Source organism: Pseudomonas allii (genome assembly GCF_055380095.1).
On record NZ_AP039450.1, the window covers coordinates 1,439,125 to 1,456,262 of the forward strand.

Genomic DNA, 17,138 nt, shown 5'->3' on the forward strand with positions numbered 1-17,138 from the left:
GTAGAATCACGCCCTGAATTAAATCGGGGCGTTTTTTTATGCGTATTGGCCACGGCTACGATGTGCACCGTTTCGCTGAAGGCGATTTCATCACCCTGGGCGGCGTGCGCATTGCGCACCACCATGGTTTGCTGGCTCATTCCGACGGCGACGTCGTGTTGCACGCCTTGAGCGACGCCTTGCTCGGCGCGGCGGCGTTGGGCGATATCGGCAAGCACTTTCCGGACACTGACCCGACCTTCAAGGGCGCGGACAGCCGCGTACTGCTGCGCCATGTGGTCGGCCTGATCCACGGCAAGGGCTGGAAGGTCGGCAACGTCGACAACACCATCGTGGCCCAGGCGCCAAAAATGGCCCCGCATATCGAGTCGATGCGCGCGCTGATTGCCGCCGACCTGCAAATTGAATTGGATCAAGTCAACGTGAAAGCCACCACCACCGAAAAGCTCGGGTTCACCGGCCGTGAAGAGGGCATTGCCGTGCACTCCGTTGCCTTGTTGCTGCGCGCATGAATGACCTGCAACTGCTGGGCCCGCGAGCCTATGGCGATGCCTTGGGCAGCGCGGTACTGAAGGCGACGGCTGAAGACTTCCAGGTCGACGAGGTGCTGGACATTCCGCTGACCGGTGAAGGCGAACACCTGTGGTTGTGGGTGGAAAAACGCGGCCTCAATACCGAAGAAGCTGCGCGGCGTATCGCCAAGGCGGCCGGCGTGCCGTTGCGTACCGTCAGTTATGCCGGGCTCAAGGATCGCCAGGCGTTGACCCGCCAATGGTTCAGCGTGCAACTGCCGGGCAAGGCCGACCCGGACATGAGCGCGGCAGAAAACGACACGCTCAAGATTCTCAAGACCGGTCGCCACAAGCGCAAGCTGCAGCGCGGTGCGCATTCGGCCAATGGGTTCACTTTGCGCCTGACGCAGTTGGCCGGTGATACCGCCGCCATCGATGCTCGGTTGCAACAGATTGCCCAACACGGCATTCCCAACTATTTCGGTGCCCAGCGCTTTGGCCACAATGGCGGCAATGTCGTGGACGCTCGCGAGTGGGCCGCCCGCAAAGCCTTGCCGGAGCAGCGCAATGTGCGTTCGCGGTTGCTGTCCACCGCCCGCAGCTTTTTGTTCAACAAAGTGCTGGCCGCGCGGGTGGCCGATGGTTCGTGGCAACGTGCCCAGGTCGGCGACCTGCTGGCGTTTACCGACAGCCGCAGTTTTTTCCCGGCTGGCGAAGCGGAATGTAGCGACCCGCGCCTGGCTATTCTAGACCTGCACCCGACCGGGCCGCAGTGGGGCGAGGGCGACTCGCCTGCCAGTGGTGCAAGCTTCGAGCTGGAACAGGCGGTTGCCGCCGGTGAAGCCGACTTGCGTGATTGGCTGGTGAATGCCGGCCTGAGCCAGGAACGTCGCATTCTTCGACTGCCCATTGGCGGTTTGACGTGGCATTATCCCTCGCTGGACATTCTGCAATTGGAATTCGTCCTGCCGGCCGGATGCTTCGCCACTGTGTTGGTGCGCGAGCTTGTTGATCTGGTGCCGGTGGGGCAGACGGACAACCCATGCGTATTCTGATATCAAACGATGACGGTGCCACCGCACCCGGTCTTGCCGCGCTCTATGCTGCGCTGCAGGATTATGCCGAGTGCGTGGTGGTTGCCCCCGACCAGGACAAGAGTGGCGCCAGCAGTTCGCTGACGCTCGACCGTCCGCTGCACCCGCAAGTCCTGGCCAATGGCTTTATCAGTGTGAACGGCACGCCTACCGACTGTGTCCACCTGGCAATCAACAGCCTGCTGGACAAGGCGCCGGACCTGGTGGTGTCGGGCATCAACCTCGGTGCAAACCTGGGGGACGATGTGCTGTATTCCGGGACCGTGGCGGCGGCCCTTGAGGGGCGCTTCCTGGGCCGTACCGGGTTCGCCTTTTCGTTTGCCTCGCGGCAACTGGATAACCTGGCAACCGCCGCGCATTTCGCGCGCAAGCTGGTGGAGGCCCATGGCTCTCTGGACCTGCCACCGCGTACGGTGCTAAACGTCAATATTCCCAACCTGCCCCTCGACCATATTCGCGGCATCAAGCTGACGCGCCTGGGCCATCGTGCCCGTGCGGCGGCGCCGCTGAAGGTTGTCGACCCGCGTGGCAAGGAAGGCTATTGGATCGCAGCGGCAGGTGATGCTGAAGATGGCGGTGAAGGCACGGACTTTCATGCGGTGATGCAAGGCTATGTGTCGATTACCCCATTGCAATTTGATCGCACCTTCAGCGACGCCTTCAGTGGTCTCGATGGCTGGCTGGAGGGGCTGCGCTGATGGGCCGTGAACAAGACGACTTGCTGCGCCGGGGCATCGGAATGACGTCCCAGCGAACCCGCGAACGCCTGATCCAACGCCTGTACGAAGAAGGTTTGTCCAACGCCCAGGTGCTGGAAGTGATCCGGCGCACGCCTCGCCATCTGTTTGTCGATGAAGCCCTGGCCCACCGTGCCTATGAAGATACGGCGCTGCCCATCGGCCACAACCAGACCATCTCCCAGCCGTACATGGTGGCGCGCATGAGCGAGTTGCTGCTGGCGGCGGGGCCGTTGGACAAGGTGCTGGAAATCGGCACCGGCTCCGGCTACCAGACTGCCGTGCTGGCGCAACTGGTGGAGCGGGTGTTCTCGGTCGAGCGCATCAAGGTGCTGCAAGACCGGGCCAAGGAGCGCCTGGTGGAGTTGAACTTGCGCAACGTGGTATTCCGTTGGGGCGATGGATGGGAAGGCTGGCCGGCGCTGGCGCCTTACAACGGCATCATCGTGACCGCCGTGGCCACCGATGTTCCGCAAGCGTTGCTCGATCAACTTGCCCCCGGCGGACGCCTGGTGATCCCGGTAGGCTCCGGCGAAGTGCAACAATTGATGCTCATTATCCGTGAGGATGAAGGCTTTTCCCGGCATGTGCTGGGGGCCGTGCGTTTTGTGCCGTTGCTCAATGGGCCGCTGGCCTGATCATTTGTTCGCGGGCAGTGAATTCTGTTGGCGGGGATGTGTCTTACGGCGGGGTCTATCGAGTCAACATGATCGGGAGTCGGAATTAAACGCGATGAATGTTTCGTTTCCGGCGTGTGACGGTAAAACTCCAATGCCCAGTTATACTTGCGTCATATTTCTAGCCTGATACAGGCGTTCATGTTCAGCCACCACAAAGGGAGCGGCGGGTGAGTCTCACAGGTCTTGCGCAGCGTATGAGTAAAACAAGCTTTCATCGACTGGTGCTTGGCCTCGTCTTCAGTTCCGTGCTGGTCGGCTGCTCCAGCTCGCCAAGCAGCGGCGCACGGGTGGTTGACCGTAACAATGCCGTACCGCAAAAGCCGACGGTGACCACCGGGCAATACGTGGTGCGCAAGGGCGACACCTTGTTCTCGATTGCCTTCCGGTATGGCTGGGACTACAAGGCGCTCGCAGCCCGTAACAATATTCCTGTGCCCTACACGATACATCCAGGCCAGACGATTCGCTTCGACGGTCGTACCGGTTCAACGCCTACGACAGTTGTGACAAACACCGGATCCTCCCCGTCGTCTTCGAGCAAAACGACCATCATCACCCGGCCTGCAGGTACCGCCACACCGGCCCCTGCGAACAAGCCGGCACCCGCGCCGTTGCCACCTGCCGGGCCTGCGCCGACCGGTTGGGGATGGCCCTCAAACGGAGTGCTGATTGGAAAATTCTCTTCAAACGGTAGTTTGAATAAAGGCATTGATATCGCCGGAGATTTGGGACAGCCTGTTTTAGCTGCGTCTGATGGGACAGTGGTGTACGCCGGGAGTGGTTTACGGGGCTACGGCGAGCTGGTCATCATCAAGCACAGCGACACCTACGTCAGTGCTTACGGTCACAACCGCAGGCTGTTGGTTCGGGAGGGGCAGCAGGTCAAAGTCGGACAGACAATTGCCGAAATGGGGTCAACTGGTACAGACCGGGTGAAACTGCACTTTGAGATTCGCCGTCAAGGGAAGCCTGTAGATCCACTGCAATTCCTACCCCGTCGTTGATGTGTTGCACAGCCTGTTCCCTCACGTAGAAGGAACAGGCTCCAGCGTTGCCAAGGATAAAGGCGCCGCTTGAGCTTGAGGTCGAACTCACCAAAGGACTATAACAATGGCTCTCAGTAAAGAAGCGCCGGAGTTTGACATCGACGATGAGGTTCTCCTGATGGAGACCGGTATCGCTACGGAATCGATGTCGAATGAGGGACCTGCTGTACCTTCAGTTCGCACCAAATCCAAGAACTCCACCGCGTTAAAGCAACACAAGTACATTGACTACACTCGGGCGCTCGATGCGACCCAGTTGTACCTCAATGAAATCGGCTTTTCCCCTCTGCTGACCCCCGAAGAAGAAGTCCATTTTGCACGCTTGTCGCAGAAGGGCGATCCGGCTGGGCGCAAGCGCATGATTGAAAGCAACCTGCGCCTGGTGGTGAAAATCGCCCGACGCTATGTCAATCGTGGGCTGTCCCTGTTGGACTTGATCGAGGAAGGCAACCTGGGCCTGATCCGGGCGGTGGAGAAGTTCGACCCTGAGCGGGGCTTCCGCTTTTCGACCTATGCCACCTGGTGGATTCGCCAGACAATCGAACGGGCGATCATGAATCAGACCCGTACGATCCGGTTGCCGATCCATGTGGTCAAGGAGCTCAACGTCTACCTGCGGGCAGCGCGTGAGCTTACCCAAAAACTCGATCATGAACCTTCGCCCGAAGAAATCGCCAACCTGCTGGAAAAACCGGTAGGGGAGGTCAAGCGCATGCTGGGCCTTAACGAGCGTGTGTCTTCGGTCGACGTCTCGCTGGGTCCGGACTCGGATAAAACCCTGCTGGACACCCTGACCGATGATCGTCCTACGGATCCTTGCGAGCTATTGCAGGACGATGATCTGTCCCAAAGCATTGATCAGTGGCTGTCTGAGCTCACGGACAAGCAGCGTGAGGTGGTGATTCGCCGCTTCGGCCTGCGCGGCCATGAGAGCAGCACCCTGGAGGATGTAGGCCTGGAGATCGGCTTGACCCGTGAGCGGGTGCGGCAGATCCAGGTAGAAGGGCTCAAGCGCCTGCGCGAGATCCTGGAGAAGAATGGCTTGTCGAGTGAGTCGTTGTTTCAGTAACGACCCAGCTTTAATGCTTGAATGTGGGAGGGGGCAAGCCCCCTCCCACATTGGTTTTATGCAAAGTCTTATAGGAGGCAGAGGGCCAAATCCCAGGCATAAAAAAACCCCGCTTTTAAGGGCGGGGTCTTTTCGACTAAGTCAGTACAAGTTAGATAACTTGAACTTCTTCAGCTTGCATGCCTTTCTGACCGCGGGTAGCGATGAAAGAAACCTGTTGGCCTTCTTTCAGGCTTTTGAAGCCGTCGGATTGGATAGCTTTGAAGTGAACGAACAGGTCGTCACCGGATTGTGGAGTGATGAAGCCGAAGCCTTTTTCATCGTTGAACCACTTAACGGTACCAGTTTGGCGATTAGACATGGTGTATCTCCTTGGACAAAGTTAACTGCGACTCAGGAAAAGCCCTGGCCGAGACTGAGTGCAAAGAGCAGGAAAAATTCTTGGAGATGGTTGGATCGAAATTCAACATATCGTGTAGAGATTCTCAGTGACACAAGCAGCACAGTGGCGCCACCTTAACCCTTTTTCCGGAACGTGCCAATGGTATTTCCGAAGGTTTCTCCATTTTCGTGACTGGCGGTGGTGTTTGCGGTCACCTTGCACGGCAATATGGGTCCCGGCCCCGCTGGCTGTGGCTTATAGCAGCAGGTGCGTTCATCAAGAAAAGCCGCGTGGCCTTTGAACCCCAACGCCGGCCCCGGTAAGATGCCCCACAGAATTTTTCCACCTCGCTATTCAGGACACCCGCCATGAGCATCAAATCGGACAAGTGGATTCGCCGCATGGCGCAAGAACACGGCATGATCGAACCGTTCGTCGAGCGCCAGATCCGTGGCCAAGGCGATGCCCCGGTGATTTCCTACGGCGTTTCCAGCTACGGCTACGATGTGCGCTGCGCCGATGAGTTCAAGGTGTTCACCAACATCAACTCGGCGATCGTCGATCCGAAGAACTTCGACGAAAAGAGCTTCGTCGACGTCAAGAGCGACGTGTGCATCATCCCGCCCAACTCCTTCGCCCTGGCGCGCACCGTGGAATTCTTCCGTATCCCACGTGACGTGCTGACCATCTGCCTGGGTAAAAGCACCTACGCGCGTTGCGGCATTATCGTTAACGTGACGCCACTTGAGCCGGAGTGGGAAGGCCACGTGACCCTCGAGTTCTCCAACACCACCACCTTGCCGGCGAAGATCTACGCCAACGAAGGCGTGGCACAGATGCTGTTCCTGCAGTCCGACGAGGCCTGTGAAGTGTCCTACAAAGACCGTGCCGGCAAGTATCAGGGCCAGCGCGGCGTCACCCTCCCACGCGCTTGATCGAAAGGTCTTACACGTAAAGGGAATTAGTCTGCGGAAAGTGACTCTATCTAGGTGTACTGCCTCGGCGCGTCTAAAGCGCGCCGGGCCACGCTTGAGGAGTACCTTATGAAGCTCGACCCGCGAATCAGCGCAGAACTTGCCCGGCTTGAACCCAACCAGATTGGCGTTCTGGCCTGGTCCCTGATGGCCGACCCCGCATACGGGGGCGGCATCCCCGGCCAACCCGAGCCGGACTACCCGCAACCCACAGAACCTGGTGAGCCGACTTTGCCGGACGAGCCACCACCCGCACCTGTGGCTTGAAACCTAGCCCACCGGCCACACCTGCTGATCGCCGACCACAAAGAGTCGGTGGTCATCGGCCTGCTCCACCGCAAAGCCACCGGTAAACGCGCCAAACGCCGGCAACAAACTGACCCGCGTCCCGATCTGAAAGCACGGCAGCCGCAGGCTTTGCCGGCCCTTGCCACGCAAGCGATACACCGGATGCACATGCCCCGCCAGCACGTGGTGGCTGGGATGGGCATCCGGTTCATGCTGCAAGGCAAAGGGGCCCATCAGCAGCGGTTCCGGCACCACTTCAATCTTCAGGTCCGGCGGTGGGTCACCGGCGCGTTTATCGTGATTACCGCGCACCAGGGTCATGGGCAACGAGGGATGACGCTCGCGCCAAGCCCGCAACGCGCCCAGTGTGCCGCTGGCGTGGGAGCCGGGGCCATGCAGGAAGTCGCCAAGAAAGATCACCTGCGCGCACCCATGCGACGCGAGCAGCCGGTCCAGCCGCTCCAGATTGGCAGTGGTGGTTCCTTGCGGCACCGGCTGCCCCAGGCTGCGGTACGCCGAGGCCTTGCCAAAGTGCGCATCGGCAATCAACAGGCACCCGCGCGCAGGCCAGTAGATCGCCTTGTCTGCCAGCAACCACAATTGCTCACCTTCCAGCGTTATCGAACAGACCATCAGCGCTTCCCGTTATCCGCGACCTTTTCCAGGTCCTTGACCATTCGCGCAATGCGCTCCGAGAGTTTTTCCGAACTCATGCTTTCGCGCATCCGCTCGACCAGCAGCGGAAAAGCCAGGGGAGTCGGCCGTTCGATCCGGTGCAGGTCCAGCTTCAGCGCCGACAGATGACGCAACGTCGCTTCCAGCCGACGAATATCCAACTCATCGCGCAGGACTTCTTCCCCGGCCTGGGCCAGTAACAGGTTCTGTGGGTCATACTGCTTGAACACCTCGAAGAACAGACCACTGGACGCCTGCACCTGCCGCGTACTTTTCGGTGCGCCGGGGTAGCCGGCGAACACCAGCCCGGCGATGCGTGCGATCTCACGAAAGCGGCGCAGGGCCAGTTCCCCGGCATTCAGGCTGGCGGCCACGTCTTTCAGCAAGTTCTCAGGACTCAGTAGCGCGTCATTCAACAACACCGGCCAATCCACAGGCGTGGCGCTCAACAACTCCAGCCCGTAATCATTCACGGCAATCGAGAACGTCACTGCCTGCCCCTGGCTCACCCGCCACGCCAACAGGCTCGCCAGCCCCAGGTGCACCTGGCGCCCGGCAAACGGATAAAGAAACAGGTGCCAGCCCTCCCGTGATTTCAGCGCTTCGGCCAGCAGATGCTCGTGTGTCGGCAGGCCGGACCAGCGCAACTGCGTCTGCAAGAGGGGTTGCACCGCGCGCATCTCCGGGCCTTTAAAGTGCCCGTGCGCCGCTGCATCAAAACGCTCCACCACCGCCTGGGCCAGCTCGTTGGAAAGCGGCATGCGCCCGCCATTCCAGCGCGGCACGGCGGCTTTTTTGGCGGTGCTGCGACGCACGTAGGCGGTCATGTTTTCCACGCGCACCAGCTCCAGCAGGCGCCCGGCGAACAAGAAGCCATCACCGGGCTTGAGTCGTGCGATAAAACCTTCCTCGACACTGCCCAGGTTCTTGCCGCCACCGCCCTTGCTCCAGTACTTCAAATGGATGCTCGCGTCACTGACGATGGTGCCCACGCTCATGCGGTGTCGGCGCGCCAGGCGGGCATCGGGGACGCGCCAGATGCCCTGTTCGTCCGGCTCCACGCGGCGGTAATCCGGATAGGCGGTCAGCGACAGTCCGCCATGGCGCACAAACCCCAGGGCCCAGGCCCAGTCTGCGTCCGTGAGGTCGCGGTACGCCCAGGCTCCGCGCACTTCCGCCAGCAGCGCATCCGGCGTAAACCCACCGCCCAGCGCCATGCTCACCAAATGTTGTACGAGTACATCCAGCGGTTTGTACGGCGATTCCCGCGCTTCGATGCGTCGCTGGGCAATTGCATCCTGGGCCGCCGCCGCTTCCACCAGTTCCAGGCTGTGGGTCGGCACCAGCGTCACCCGCGAGGGCCGCCCCGGCGCATGCCCCGAGCGCCCGGCGCGTTGCATCAGGCGTGCAACACCTTTGGCCGAGCCAATCTGCAACACGCGCTCCACCGGCAGGAAGTCCACCCCCAGGTCCAGGCTGGAGGTGCACACCACGGCCTTGAGTTGGCCGTCCTTCAACGCCCGTTCCACCCAGTCGCGGGTCTCTCTGGACAATGAACCGTGATGCAGGGCAATCACCCCAGCCCAGTCGGGCCGGGCGTCCAGCAACGCCTGGTACCAGATTTCCGACTGCGCCCGGGTATTGGTAAACACCAGGCAACTGCTGCTGCTTTCGACCTCGGCCACCACCTGGGGCAACATCTTCAAGCCGATATGCCCGGCCCAGGGAAAGCGCTCGGTAAGCGGCGGCAGCAAGGTGTCGACCTTCAGCTCTTTGGCCGTTTGCCCCTGTACATTGATCCCGTCGCCTTGTGGGACCAACACCTCCAAGGCGTGGGATTGATTACCCAAGGTCGCTGAAATGCCCCACACCATCAACCCCGGATGCCAGCGCCGCAGCCGCGCCAGCGCCAGTTGCAACTGCACGCCGCGTTTGTTGCCGATCAATTCATGCCATTCATCGACGATCACCATGCGCACGTGCGCCAGGCTCACCTCGCTGTCGGCGCGGGCCAGCATCAGGGTCAGGCTTTCCGGGGTGGTCACCAAGGCGGTGGGCTGGCGCCGTGTCTGGCGGGCGCGCTCGCTGCTGCTGGTGTCGCCGGTGCGCAGGCCGACGCTCCAGGGAATCTGCAGGGCTTCCAGCGGTGCTTCGAGGGCGCGTGCGGTGTCGGCCGCCAGGGCACGCATGGGCGTGATCCACAGCACCGTCAGCGGTTCAGCGGGCGGTTTGCGTTTACCCGTCACGGGCGGGCGAGTGATGGCAAAGCGATTGAGCGCCGCGAACCACAGCGCGTAGGTCTTGCCGGCGCCGGTGCTGGCGTGCAGCAATCCCGACTGGCCGCCCTTGACCGCCGCCCACACCTCTTTCTGAAAAGCGAACGGCTTCCAGCCTTTGGCGGCAAACCACTGTTTGGCGAAGTCGATGGGTTTTGCCATGGGGCGGCGCAACTCTGGAAGGTCTATTCCACAGACCTTCCAGCGCGCGCAAAGGTTTACTTCAAATTGCCACTCAGGAACTGCTGCAAACGCTCGCTCTTCGGATTGCCCAGCACATCCTCCGGCGCGCCTTGCTCTTCCACCAGGCCCTTGTGCAGGAACAGCACCTGGCTCGACACCTTGCGCGCAAAGCTCATCTCGTGGGTCACCATGATCATGGTGCGACCTTCCTCGGCCAGGCCCTGGATCACCTTCAACACTTCGCCCACCAGCTCCGGGTCTAGGGCCGAGGTAGGCTCGTCGAACAGCATCACCTCCGGCTCCATCGCCAGGGCGCGGGCGATGGCGACGCGTTGCTGCTGGCCGCCGGACAGGAACGCCGGGTATTGATCGGCCACGCGCGCCGGCAGGCCGACCTTGTCGAGGTAGCGACGGGCACGGTCTTCGGCGTCCTTCTTGCTGCAACCCAGCACCCGGCGCGGAGCCATGGTGATGTTTTCCAGCACGCTCATGTGGCTCCACAGGTTGAAGTGCTGGAACACCATGGCCAGGCGTGTGCGCAGGCGCTGCAATTCGGCGTCATCGGCCACGCGCATGCCGTGGCGGTCGCTGACCATGCGGATCGGCTGGCCATCGAGGGTCATGGCGCCGTCGTTGGGGGTTTCGAGGAAGTTGATGCAGCGCAAGAAGGTGCTCTTGCCCGAGCCGCTGGCGCCGATCAGGCTGATCACGTCGCCGGTCCTGGCCTTGAGCGAAACACCTTTGAGCACCTCATTGTCGCCATAGCTTTTATGCAGGCCTTCAACGGTCAATTTGTACATGGGGCGTGCATCCTCAAGGCGAAAGTAGATAGCCGCTGCGATAGGCCTCGGTGCCTGCGACATGGCCGATGACCATCCCGGCAGTGGCCATGCGGCGTAGCGAACGGGCGTAAAGCAGGCCGGCCTTCTGGCAGTGCACGGGCGTTACGCGGTCGGTAATGGGGTCGATGATTTCGGCGATCAGTTGCCCGGCTTCCAGGTATTCGCCGGGCAGGGCGCTGAACACCAGCAGGCCGCCTACCGGCGTCGCCACCGGTTCAACGCCGGCCAGCGGCGTGGCGGGGTAGGGCAGGTCCGGCAGTGGTGCGACGTCGCCGGCAATGGCGCCGAAGTGAATCAGGTAATCGATGATCGCCTGGCAGTCCAGCGCCGCCAGGCCATGGTTGACGTCACCTTGGCCGCGCAACTCGACGGTCACCGAAAAGCTGCCCATGGGGATTGGGAAGCGCTCGCCGAAGCGTTGCTGCAACTGCCACCACACCAGGGTGAAACACTCATCGAAGGATTGCCCGCCGGAGTCGGTGGCGAGCAAATTCGCCTCCGAACCGATGTACCGCGCCAACGGTTCCACCTGTGGCCAGGCTTCGGGCGTGGTGTACAGATGCGCCACGGCTTCGAAGTCGCAATGCAGGTCCAGCACCATATCGGCGTCGCAGGCCAGACGTTGCAGGACCAGGCGCTGGGACTGCAGTTGGGTGTCGGCGCTTTGCATGGCAAGGGCGCGGGACAACGCGGCGCGGATCAGTTCGACATTGCGCTGCGGATCGTCCCCGAGCAACGCCTCGACCTGGTCACCTACCGCTTCACTGAGGTCGACAAACAGGCGATTGAAGTTCTGCCCGCTTTCCAATTCGTAGCGGCCCAGCGGGATATCCATCAACACCTGTTCCAGGCCCACCGGGTTGGCGATGGGCACCAGCACGATCTCGCTGCGCAGGCGCCCGGCCGCTGCCAACTTCGTCAACTGCACCTTGAGGTGCCAGGCCACCAGCATGCCGGGCAGTTCGTCGGCATGCAGCGACGACTGGATGTAGATCTTGCCTTCGGCCTGTTCCGGGCCGAAGTGAAAACTGTGGATCTGCCGCGCCGTGCCGGGCACCGGCGCGATCAACTCATGAATCTGATGCCGCATGAACGCTCCTTAATGGCTCGGCCCGAGAAAGGCCAGCCAACGGCGCTCCGCCAGACGAAACAGACCGACCAGGGCAAAGGTCACGGTCAGGTAGATCAGCGCAGCGATACCGAATGATTGAAAGGTCATGAAGGTGGCCGAGTTGGCATCCCGCGCCACTTTGAGGATGTCGGGAATCGTCGCGGTGAAGGCCACCGTGGTCGAGTGCAGCATCAAAATCACTTCATTACTGTAGTAGGGCAGCGAGCGACGCAGCGCCGACGGCATGATCACGTAGGCGTAGAGCTTCCAGCCGCTCAAGCCGTAGGCCTTGGCCGCCTCGACTTCGCCGTGGGCCATGCTGCGGATCGCGCCGGCGAAAATCTCTGTGGTGTAGGCGCAGGTGTTGAGGGCGAAGGCCAGGATGGTGCAGTTCATCGCATCGCGAAAGAACGCATCCAGCAGCGGTTGCTCGCGCACGGCGGCGAGGCTGTAGATACCGGTGTAGCAGATCAGCAGCTGGATATAGAGCGGCGTGCCCCGGAACAGGTAGGTGTAGAACTGCACCGGCCAGCGCACCAGGCGCTTGCGCGACACGCGGGCGATGGACAGCGGGATCGACACCAGAAAGCCGATGACCAGGGCGGCGCTGAGCAGCCACATCGTCATGGCCAGGCCGGTGATGTGCTGGCCGTCGCTATAAAGGAAGGGGCGCCAGTATTCCTGCAAGAGTTCGATCATCGTACGGCCTCCCGGGCGCCGGCGGAGTAGCGACGTTCAAGGCGGCGCAGGACGAAGTTGGATGCGCTGGTGATCAACAGGTAGATCAACGCGGCGAGGACCAGGAAGTAGAACAGTTGATAAGTGCTCTTGCCGGCATCCTGGGCGGCCTTGACCAGGTCGGCCAGGCCGATGATCGACACCAGGGCCGTGGCCTTGAGCATCACCATCCAGTTATTGCCGATACCCGGCAGGGCAAAGCGCATCATTTGCGGGAAGGTCACGTAGCGAAACCGCTGCCCGCGCTTGAGCCCATAGGCCGTGGCGGCTTCCAGTTGTCCGCGCGGTACCGCGAGGATCGCCCCGCGAAAGGTCTCGGTGAAATACGCCCCGTAGATAAAGCCCAGGGTGATCACTCCCGCGCTGAACGGGTCGATCTCGATGTATTCCCATTCCATGAAGTCGGTCAGGCCGGTGAGCCAGGTTTGCAGGCTGTAGAAAATCAGCAGCATCAGCACCAGGTCGGGTACACCGCGAATCAGCGTGGTGTAGAGCTGCGCGGGGATGCGCAGGAAGGGCAGGCTGGAGAGTTTGGCGCTGGCGCCGAGCAGGCCCAGCAACACGCTGACGGCCAGGGACAGCACCGACAACTTGATGGTCATCCAGGTGCCTTGCAGCAACAGCGGGCCGAAACCCTTCAGGCTGAGCGCGCTCAACCCGAGGGTTTGCAACAATTCTTCGAACATAAATCAGGACCTATGGCGATAAAAAAGCGCCCCTCCAGGGAAGGGCGCTCCAGGCATTATTTGCCGCTGTACAGGTTCAGATCGCCAAAGTGTTTCTTCTGGATGGTGGCGTAGGTGCCATCATCGTGTAACGCTTTGATACCTTTATCCAAAAGCGCCTTCAGTTCAGTGTTACCTTTTTTGATACCGACGGCGGTTTTCGATGGCAGCAATGGGTCGTCGATGGCCGCGCTGACTTCATAACCAGCACCGGCCGGCGACTTCAGGAAGCCCAGTTCGGCTTGCAGCATGTCCTGCACGGAGGCGTCGAGACGGCCGGAGGTCAGGTCGGCGTACACCTGGTCCTGGTTGGCGTAGGCCTTGGTGGTCACACCGGCTTTATCCAGCACGGCCTTGGCGTAGGCTTCCTGGATGGTGCCCTGCTCGTAGCCTACGGACTTGCCCTTGAGAGACTCAGGTGTCGAGTAGCCCGCGCCTTTCTTGAACACCAGCGAGGTCGGGCCGGAGAACAGTTCGCTGGAGAAGTCGATGGCCTTTTCACGCACCGGGGTCACGGTCATGGACGAAATCACGCCGTCGAACTTGTTGGCCTTGAGGCCCGGAATCATGCCGTCGAAATCGCTTTCGACCCACTTGCACTTCACTTTCAGCTCGGCGCAGATCGCATTGCCCAGGTCGATATCGAAGCCCACCAGGCTGCCGTCGGCGGCCTTGGATTCGAAGGGCGCGTAGGACGGATCGACACCAAAACGCAGTTCCTTGTATTCCTTGGCCGTGGCTACACCCGCGGCCATGCACAGAGCCAGTGCAGAAAGGGTCAGCAATGCTTTTTTCATTATGTAATCCCTGGAAACCAAGATAAGCGCTTGTGGCGCGTTTAGGACTGTTACTGAACGGTGTCAGACGGATCACAAGTAGCAATTTCTGCACCATAGTTCCGGATGTAGTTCCGAATGAGCGTTTTAAAAGGTGGGACAAGGGAGATCTGAGTGTAGGAGATGCCCGAAAATGGGCGCAGAAAAATGAGCGCACCATTTCGAGTCATAAAGAAATTCAAATGTGGGAGGGGGCTTGCCCCCGATAGCAATGGACCTGCCGACTCATCTGTTACTGACCCACCGCTATCGGGAGCAAGCCCCTTCCCACCTGTTGATCGGCGTCAGGCCAGCAGGTCTTGCAAGGTGGCAAGGCTGTCGGCCTCATCCACCGTTTTATCCTGCCGCCAGCGCAACATTCTTGGAAACCGCACCGCAATCCCGCTCTTATGCCGTTTGGACAGGGCAATGCCCTCGAACCCCAGCTCAAACACCAGGCTCGGCGTGACACTGCTCACCGGGCCGAATTTCTCCACGGTGGTCTTGCGCACAATCGCGTCGACCTTGCGCATTTCTTCATCGGTCAGCCCGGAATAGGCCTTGGCAAACGGCACCAGTGAGCGTTCACTGCCGGGCGGGCCGTCCCACACCGCGAAGGTGTAGTCGCTGTAGAGGCTGGCGCGCCGGCCATGGCCGCGCTGGGCGTAGATCAATACTGCGTCGACGCTGAACGGATCGACTTTCCACTTCCACCACACGCCCATGTCCTTGGTACGGCCGACGCCGTACAGGCCATCGCGAGCCTTGAGCATCATGCCTTCTACTCCGAGGCTGCGAGAGGCTTCACGCTGTTCGGCCAGTGCTTCCCAGGTGGTTGCGGTCAGCAGTGGTGAGGCGAGCAGTGCCGGTTGGTCGCACTGGTTGACCACCTGCTCAAGCTGGGCGCGGCGTTCGGCCTGGGTGTGGTTGCGCCAGTCCTCACCCCGATGTTCCAGCAGGTCGTAGGCCAGTACCGCCACCGGCGCATCCTCCAGCACTTTTTTGCTCAAGGTCTTGCGGCCTATTCGCTGTTGCAGCAGGGCGAAGGGTTGTACTGCCCCCTTCCACACCACGATTTCACCGTCGATCACTGTGCCATCGGGCAAGCCGCTCACCAGGCTATGAAGTTCGGGAAAACGTTCGGTGACCAGCTCTTCGCCACGGGACCAGATCCACAGGCGGCCGTCGCGCTTGACCAGTTGCGCACGGATGCCGTCCCACTTCCATTCCACCTGCCAGTCGGCGGGGGCACCGAGCAGCGCGTCGAATTGCTCCACCGGTTGCGCCAAGCCATGAGCCAGAAAAAACGGATAAGGCTGGCCGCCCCGTTGTGCATGCTCGTCGGACGATTCGGCGGCGATCAGCTTGAGGTAGCCCTCAGCGGTCGGACGATTGGACAGGTCGGTGTAGCCCACCAACCGCTGCGCCACACGCTTGCTGTCGAGCTCGGCCATGGCGGCGAGGGCACGGGTGACCAGCAGCTTGGACACGCCCACGCGGAAGCTGCCGGTGATCAATTTGATGCACACCATCAGGCTCGGTTGATCCAGTTGCGCCCACAACGCCGGCAGGCGCTCAGCCAATTCCAGGGGAGGCAAGCCGCGCAACGGCAGGAGTTTTTCCTCCAGCCACACGGCCAGGCCGTCCTCCGAGGTGTAGGTAGATTCCGGTAGCAGCAGAGAAATCGTTTCTGCCAGATCGCCCACTGACTGGTAGCTTTCCTCGAACAGCCACGGCTCGATGCCGGACGCTTCTGTGGCCATGTCCCGCAGCAGGCGCGTCGGCACCAGTTGCCGTGGCCGTCCGCCGGACAGGAAATACACGGCCCAGGCGGCATCTTCCGGCGCGGCATCCCGGAAGTAGGCTTGCAACGCAGCCAGCTTGGCATTGCTGGAGGTGGTGGCATCGAGGTTGGCGTACAGCTCGGCAAAGGCCTTCATGCGCCAGCCTCTTCTTCGTCATCGCCGTATTCGGTGGTAAAGCCCTGGGCATCCAGGCCTTTTTCCCGTAGATGGCGCACCAATACGCCGACGGAACCGTGGGTGACCATCACCCGCTCGGCGCCGGTCTGCTCGATGGCCCACAACAGCCCGGGCCAGTCGGCGTGGTCCGAGAGCACAAAGCCCCGGTCGACCCCGCGTCGTCGACGGGTGCCACGCAGGCGCATCCAACCGCTGGCGAAGGCGTCGCTGTAGTCGCCGAAGCGCTTGATCCAGCTACTACCGCCGGCGGATGGCGGGGCGATGATCAGCGCTTGGCGCAGCAATGGGTCGGTCTTGTTGAAGTCGCCGGCGTAGAGGGTTTCAGGGATATAAATGCCGGCCTCGCGATATACCCGGTTCAATGGCTCGACCGCGCCGTGGCTGAGGATCGGGCCGATGCTGGCGTCGATGCCATGCAGGATGCGCTGGGCCTTGCCGAAGGAGTAACAAAACAACGCGCTGGCTTTGCCGACGGCGATGTTCGCCTGCCACCAGTCATTGATCCCGGCGAAGATCTGCGCCTGGGGCTGCCAGCGGTAGATGGGCAGGCCGAAGGTGGATTCGGTGATAAAAGTGTGGCAACGCACCGGCTCGAACGGCGCGCAGGTGCCATCGGGCTCGACCTTGTAGTCGCCGGACGCGACCCAGACTTCGCCCTGGTACTCCAGGCGCACCTGGGCCGAGCCGAGCACATGCCCGGCCGGGTGAAAGCTCAGGGTGACGCCGTGGTGCACCAGTGGCTCGCCGTAGGCCAGGGTCTGCAGGTTGATGTCCTGGCCCAGCCTGGAGCGCAGGATGCCTTCGCCGGGGGCGGCCGCCAGGTAGTGCTGGTTGCCGGTGCGGGCGTGGTCGCCGTGGGCGTGGGTGATGACCGACCGTTCTACCGGGCGCCAGGGGTCGATGTAGAAATCTCCGACGGGGCAGTAGAGGCCTTCGGGGCGGGCGATGACAAGGTCCATGGGGTGACCTGGGGAGGTGGGCTTGTTACTTATGAGGCGGGGCTGAGCTG

General features: G+C 61.4%; 18 protein-coding genes. 8 read left to right on the forward strand and 10 right to left on the reverse strand.

Going from position 1 to position 17,138, the window contains the following annotated elements:
- Nucleotides 1–38 precede the first annotated feature (38 nt).
- From ispF to rpoS, 6 genes are all read left to right on the forward strand, one after another.
- A complete protein-coding gene (ispF, locus tag ACZ445_RS06435; protein WP_058425271.1) occupies nucleotides 39–512 on the forward strand; it encodes a 2-C-methyl-D-erythritol 2,4-cyclodiphosphate synthase in 474 nt (157 codons plus the stop codon).
- Nucleotides 509–1,567: a tRNA pseudouridine(13) synthase TruD gene (gene truD, locus ACZ445_RS06440; RefSeq protein WP_058425270.1), complete on the forward strand. Its 1,059-nt coding sequence runs from the start codon at nucleotides 509–511 to the stop codon at nucleotides 1,565–1,567. Before ispF ends, truD begins: the two co-directional genes overlap by 4 nt.
- A complete protein-coding gene (gene surE / locus ACZ445_RS06445; RefSeq protein WP_310862656.1) occupies nucleotides 1,555–2,304 on the forward strand; it encodes a 5'/3'-nucleotidase SurE in 750 nt (249 codons plus the stop codon). Before truD ends, surE begins: the two co-directional genes overlap by 13 nt.
- A 41-nt stretch (nucleotides 2,305–2,345) precedes the next feature.
- A complete protein-coding gene (locus ACZ445_RS06450; protein WP_010563544.1) occupies nucleotides 2,346–2,981 on the forward strand; it encodes a protein-L-isoaspartate(D-aspartate) O-methyltransferase in 636 nt (211 codons plus the stop codon).
- Nucleotides 2,982–3,190: 209 nt separating this feature from the next.
- A complete protein-coding gene (locus ACZ445_RS06455) occupies nucleotides 3,191–4,027 on the forward strand; it encodes a peptidoglycan DD-metalloendopeptidase family protein (protein WP_071496918.1) in 837 nt (278 codons plus the stop codon).
- Between the two features lie 106 nt (nucleotides 4,028–4,133).
- Nucleotides 4,134–5,138, forward strand: a complete 1,005-nt coding sequence (rpoS, locus tag ACZ445_RS06460) for an RNA polymerase sigma factor RpoS (protein ID WP_025855149.1) — start codon at nucleotides 4,134–4,136, stop codon at nucleotides 5,136–5,138.
- 151 nt (nucleotides 5,139–5,289) lie between these two features.
- Here rpoS and ACZ445_RS06465 read toward each other — a convergent pair whose 3' ends face one another.
- A complete protein-coding gene (locus tag ACZ445_RS06465; RefSeq protein WP_002554837.1) occupies nucleotides 5,290–5,499 on the reverse strand; it encodes a cold-shock protein in 210 nt (69 codons plus the stop codon).
- Between the two features lie 389 nt (nucleotides 5,500–5,888).
- On the opposite strand from ACZ445_RS06465, the gene dcd reads away from it, so the two are divergent.
- Together dcd and ACZ445_RS06475 are read left to right on the forward strand one after the other, a co-directional pair.
- Complete coding sequence (dcd, locus tag ACZ445_RS06470) at nucleotides 5,889–6,455, forward strand: dCTP deaminase (protein ID WP_010212421.1); 567 nt, start codon at nucleotides 5,889–5,891, stop codon at nucleotides 6,453–6,455.
- A 108-nt stretch (nucleotides 6,456–6,563) separates the two neighbouring features.
- Nucleotides 6,564–6,761 (forward strand): hypothetical protein, encoded by a 198-nt coding sequence (locus ACZ445_RS06475; protein WP_058425267.1) that lies wholly within the window; start codon nucleotides 6,564–6,566, stop codon nucleotides 6,759–6,761.
- A gap of 3 nt (nucleotides 6,762–6,764) precedes the next feature.
- Here the strand turns inward: ACZ445_RS06475 and pdeM are convergent, their stop codons facing one another.
- The 9 genes from pdeM to ACZ445_RS06520 all read right to left on the reverse strand — a co-directional run bounded on the left by pdeM (nucleotide 6,765) and on the right by ACZ445_RS06520 (nucleotide 17,088).
- The gene (pdeM, locus tag ACZ445_RS06480; protein WP_058425266.1) at nucleotides 6,765–7,415 is read right to left on the reverse strand and encodes a ligase-associated DNA damage response endonuclease PdeM; all 651 of its coding nucleotides are present in this window, start codon (nucleotides 7,413–7,415) and stop codon (nucleotides 6,765–6,767) included.
- Nucleotides 7,415–9,895: a ligase-associated DNA damage response DEXH box helicase gene (locus ACZ445_RS06485; protein ID WP_464708096.1), complete on the reverse strand. Its 2,481-nt coding sequence runs from the start codon at nucleotides 9,893–9,895 to the stop codon at nucleotides 7,415–7,417. The genes pdeM and ACZ445_RS06485 overlap by 1 nt, the downstream gene beginning before the upstream one ends.
- Before the next feature lie 56 nt (nucleotides 9,896–9,951).
- Nucleotides 9,952–10,716 carry an ABC transporter ATP-binding protein gene (locus ACZ445_RS06490; protein WP_016973168.1) on the reverse strand — a complete coding sequence of 255 codons (765 nt, stop codon included), beginning with the start codon at nucleotides 10,714–10,716 and terminating at the stop codon, nucleotides 9,952–9,954.
- A 13-nt stretch (nucleotides 10,717–10,729) separates the two neighbouring features.
- The gene (locus ACZ445_RS06495; RefSeq protein WP_058425264.1) at nucleotides 10,730–11,848 is read right to left on the reverse strand and encodes a succinylglutamate desuccinylase/aspartoacylase family protein; all 1,119 of its coding nucleotides are present in this window, start codon (nucleotides 11,846–11,848) and stop codon (nucleotides 10,730–10,732) included.
- Between the two features lie 9 nt (nucleotides 11,849–11,857).
- Complete coding sequence (locus tag ACZ445_RS06500; protein WP_058425263.1) at nucleotides 11,858–12,568, reverse strand: ABC transporter permease; 711 nt, start codon at nucleotides 12,566–12,568, stop codon at nucleotides 11,858–11,860.
- On the reverse strand, nucleotides 12,565–13,293 hold the full coding sequence (locus tag ACZ445_RS06505; RefSeq protein WP_010212412.1) for an ABC transporter permease: 729 nt from the start codon (nucleotides 13,291–13,293) through the stop codon (nucleotides 12,565–12,567). Before ACZ445_RS06505 ends, ACZ445_RS06500 begins: the two co-directional genes overlap by 4 nt.
- Before the next feature lie 56 nt (nucleotides 13,294–13,349).
- Nucleotides 13,350–14,129 carry a transporter substrate-binding domain-containing protein gene (locus ACZ445_RS06510; protein ID WP_033902768.1) on the reverse strand — a complete coding sequence of 260 codons (780 nt, stop codon included), beginning with the start codon at nucleotides 14,127–14,129 and terminating at the stop codon, nucleotides 13,350–13,352.
- A gap of 323 nt (nucleotides 14,130–14,452) precedes the next feature.
- Nucleotides 14,453–16,087, reverse strand: a complete 1,635-nt coding sequence (locus tag ACZ445_RS06515; protein ID WP_058425261.1) for an ATP-dependent DNA ligase — start codon at nucleotides 16,085–16,087, stop codon at nucleotides 14,453–14,455.
- Nucleotides 16,084–17,088 carry a ligase-associated DNA damage response exonuclease gene (locus ACZ445_RS06520; RefSeq protein WP_464708098.1) on the reverse strand — a complete coding sequence of 335 codons (1,005 nt, stop codon included), beginning with the start codon at nucleotides 17,086–17,088 and terminating at the stop codon, nucleotides 16,084–16,086. The genes ACZ445_RS06515 and ACZ445_RS06520 overlap by 4 nt, the downstream gene beginning before the upstream one ends.
- Between the last annotated feature and the right edge of the window lie 50 nt (nucleotides 17,089–17,138).

Bases quoted from the DNA above. Each gene is read 5' to 3' on its own strand.
- ispF (WP_058425271.1), top strand. From the start codon at position 39: ATGCGTATTGGCCACGGCTACGATGTGCACCGTTTCGCTGAAGGCGAT.
- truD (WP_058425270.1), top strand. From the start codon at position 509: ATGAATGACCTGCAACTGCTGGGCCCGCGAGCCTATGGCGATGCCTTG.
- surE (WP_310862656.1), top strand. From the start codon at position 1,555: ATGCGTATTCTGATATCAAACGATGACGGTGCCACCGCACCCGGTCTT.
- ACZ445_RS06450 (WP_010563544.1), top strand. From the start codon at position 2,346: ATGACGTCCCAGCGAACCCGCGAACGCCTGATCCAACGCCTGTACGAA.
- rpoS (WP_025855149.1), top strand. From the start codon at position 4,134: ATGGCTCTCAGTAAAGAAGCGCCGGAGTTTGACATCGACGATGAGGTT.
- ACZ445_RS06465 (WP_002554837.1), bottom strand. From the start codon at position 5,499: ATGTCTAATCGCCAAACTGGTACCGTTAAGTGGTTCAACGATGAAAAA.
- dcd (WP_010212421.1), top strand. From the start codon at position 5,889: ATGAGCATCAAATCGGACAAGTGGATTCGCCGCATGGCGCAAGAACAC.
- ACZ445_RS06475 (WP_058425267.1), top strand. From the start codon at position 6,564: ATGAAGCTCGACCCGCGAATCAGCGCAGAACTTGCCCGGCTTGAACCC.
- pdeM (WP_058425266.1), bottom strand. From the start codon at position 7,415: ATGGTCTGTTCGATAACGCTGGAAGGTGAGCAATTGTGGTTGCTGGCA.
- ACZ445_RS06485 (WP_464708096.1), bottom strand. From the start codon at position 9,895: ATGGCAAAACCCATCGACTTCGCCAAACAGTGGTTTGCCGCCAAAGGC.
- ACZ445_RS06490 (WP_016973168.1), bottom strand. From the start codon at position 10,716: ATGTACAAATTGACCGTTGAAGGCCTGCATAAAAGCTATGGCGACAAT.
- ACZ445_RS06495 (WP_058425264.1), bottom strand. From the start codon at position 11,848: ATGCGGCATCAGATTCATGAGTTGATCGCGCCGGTGCCCGGCACGGCG.
- ACZ445_RS06500 (WP_058425263.1), bottom strand. From the start codon at position 12,568: ATGATCGAACTCTTGCAGGAATACTGGCGCCCCTTCCTTTATAGCGAC.
- ACZ445_RS06505 (WP_010212412.1), bottom strand. From the start codon at position 13,293: ATGTTCGAAGAATTGTTGCAAACCCTCGGGTTGAGCGCGCTCAGCCTG.
- ACZ445_RS06510 (WP_033902768.1), bottom strand. From the start codon at position 14,129: ATGAAAAAAGCATTGCTGACCCTTTCTGCACTGGCTCTGTGCATGGCC.
- ACZ445_RS06515 (WP_058425261.1), bottom strand. From the start codon at position 16,087: ATGAAGGCCTTTGCCGAGCTGTACGCCAACCTCGATGCCACCACCTCC.
- ACZ445_RS06520 (WP_464708098.1), bottom strand. From the start codon at position 17,088: ATGGACCTTGTCATCGCCCGCCCCGAAGGCCTCTACTGCCCCGTCGGA.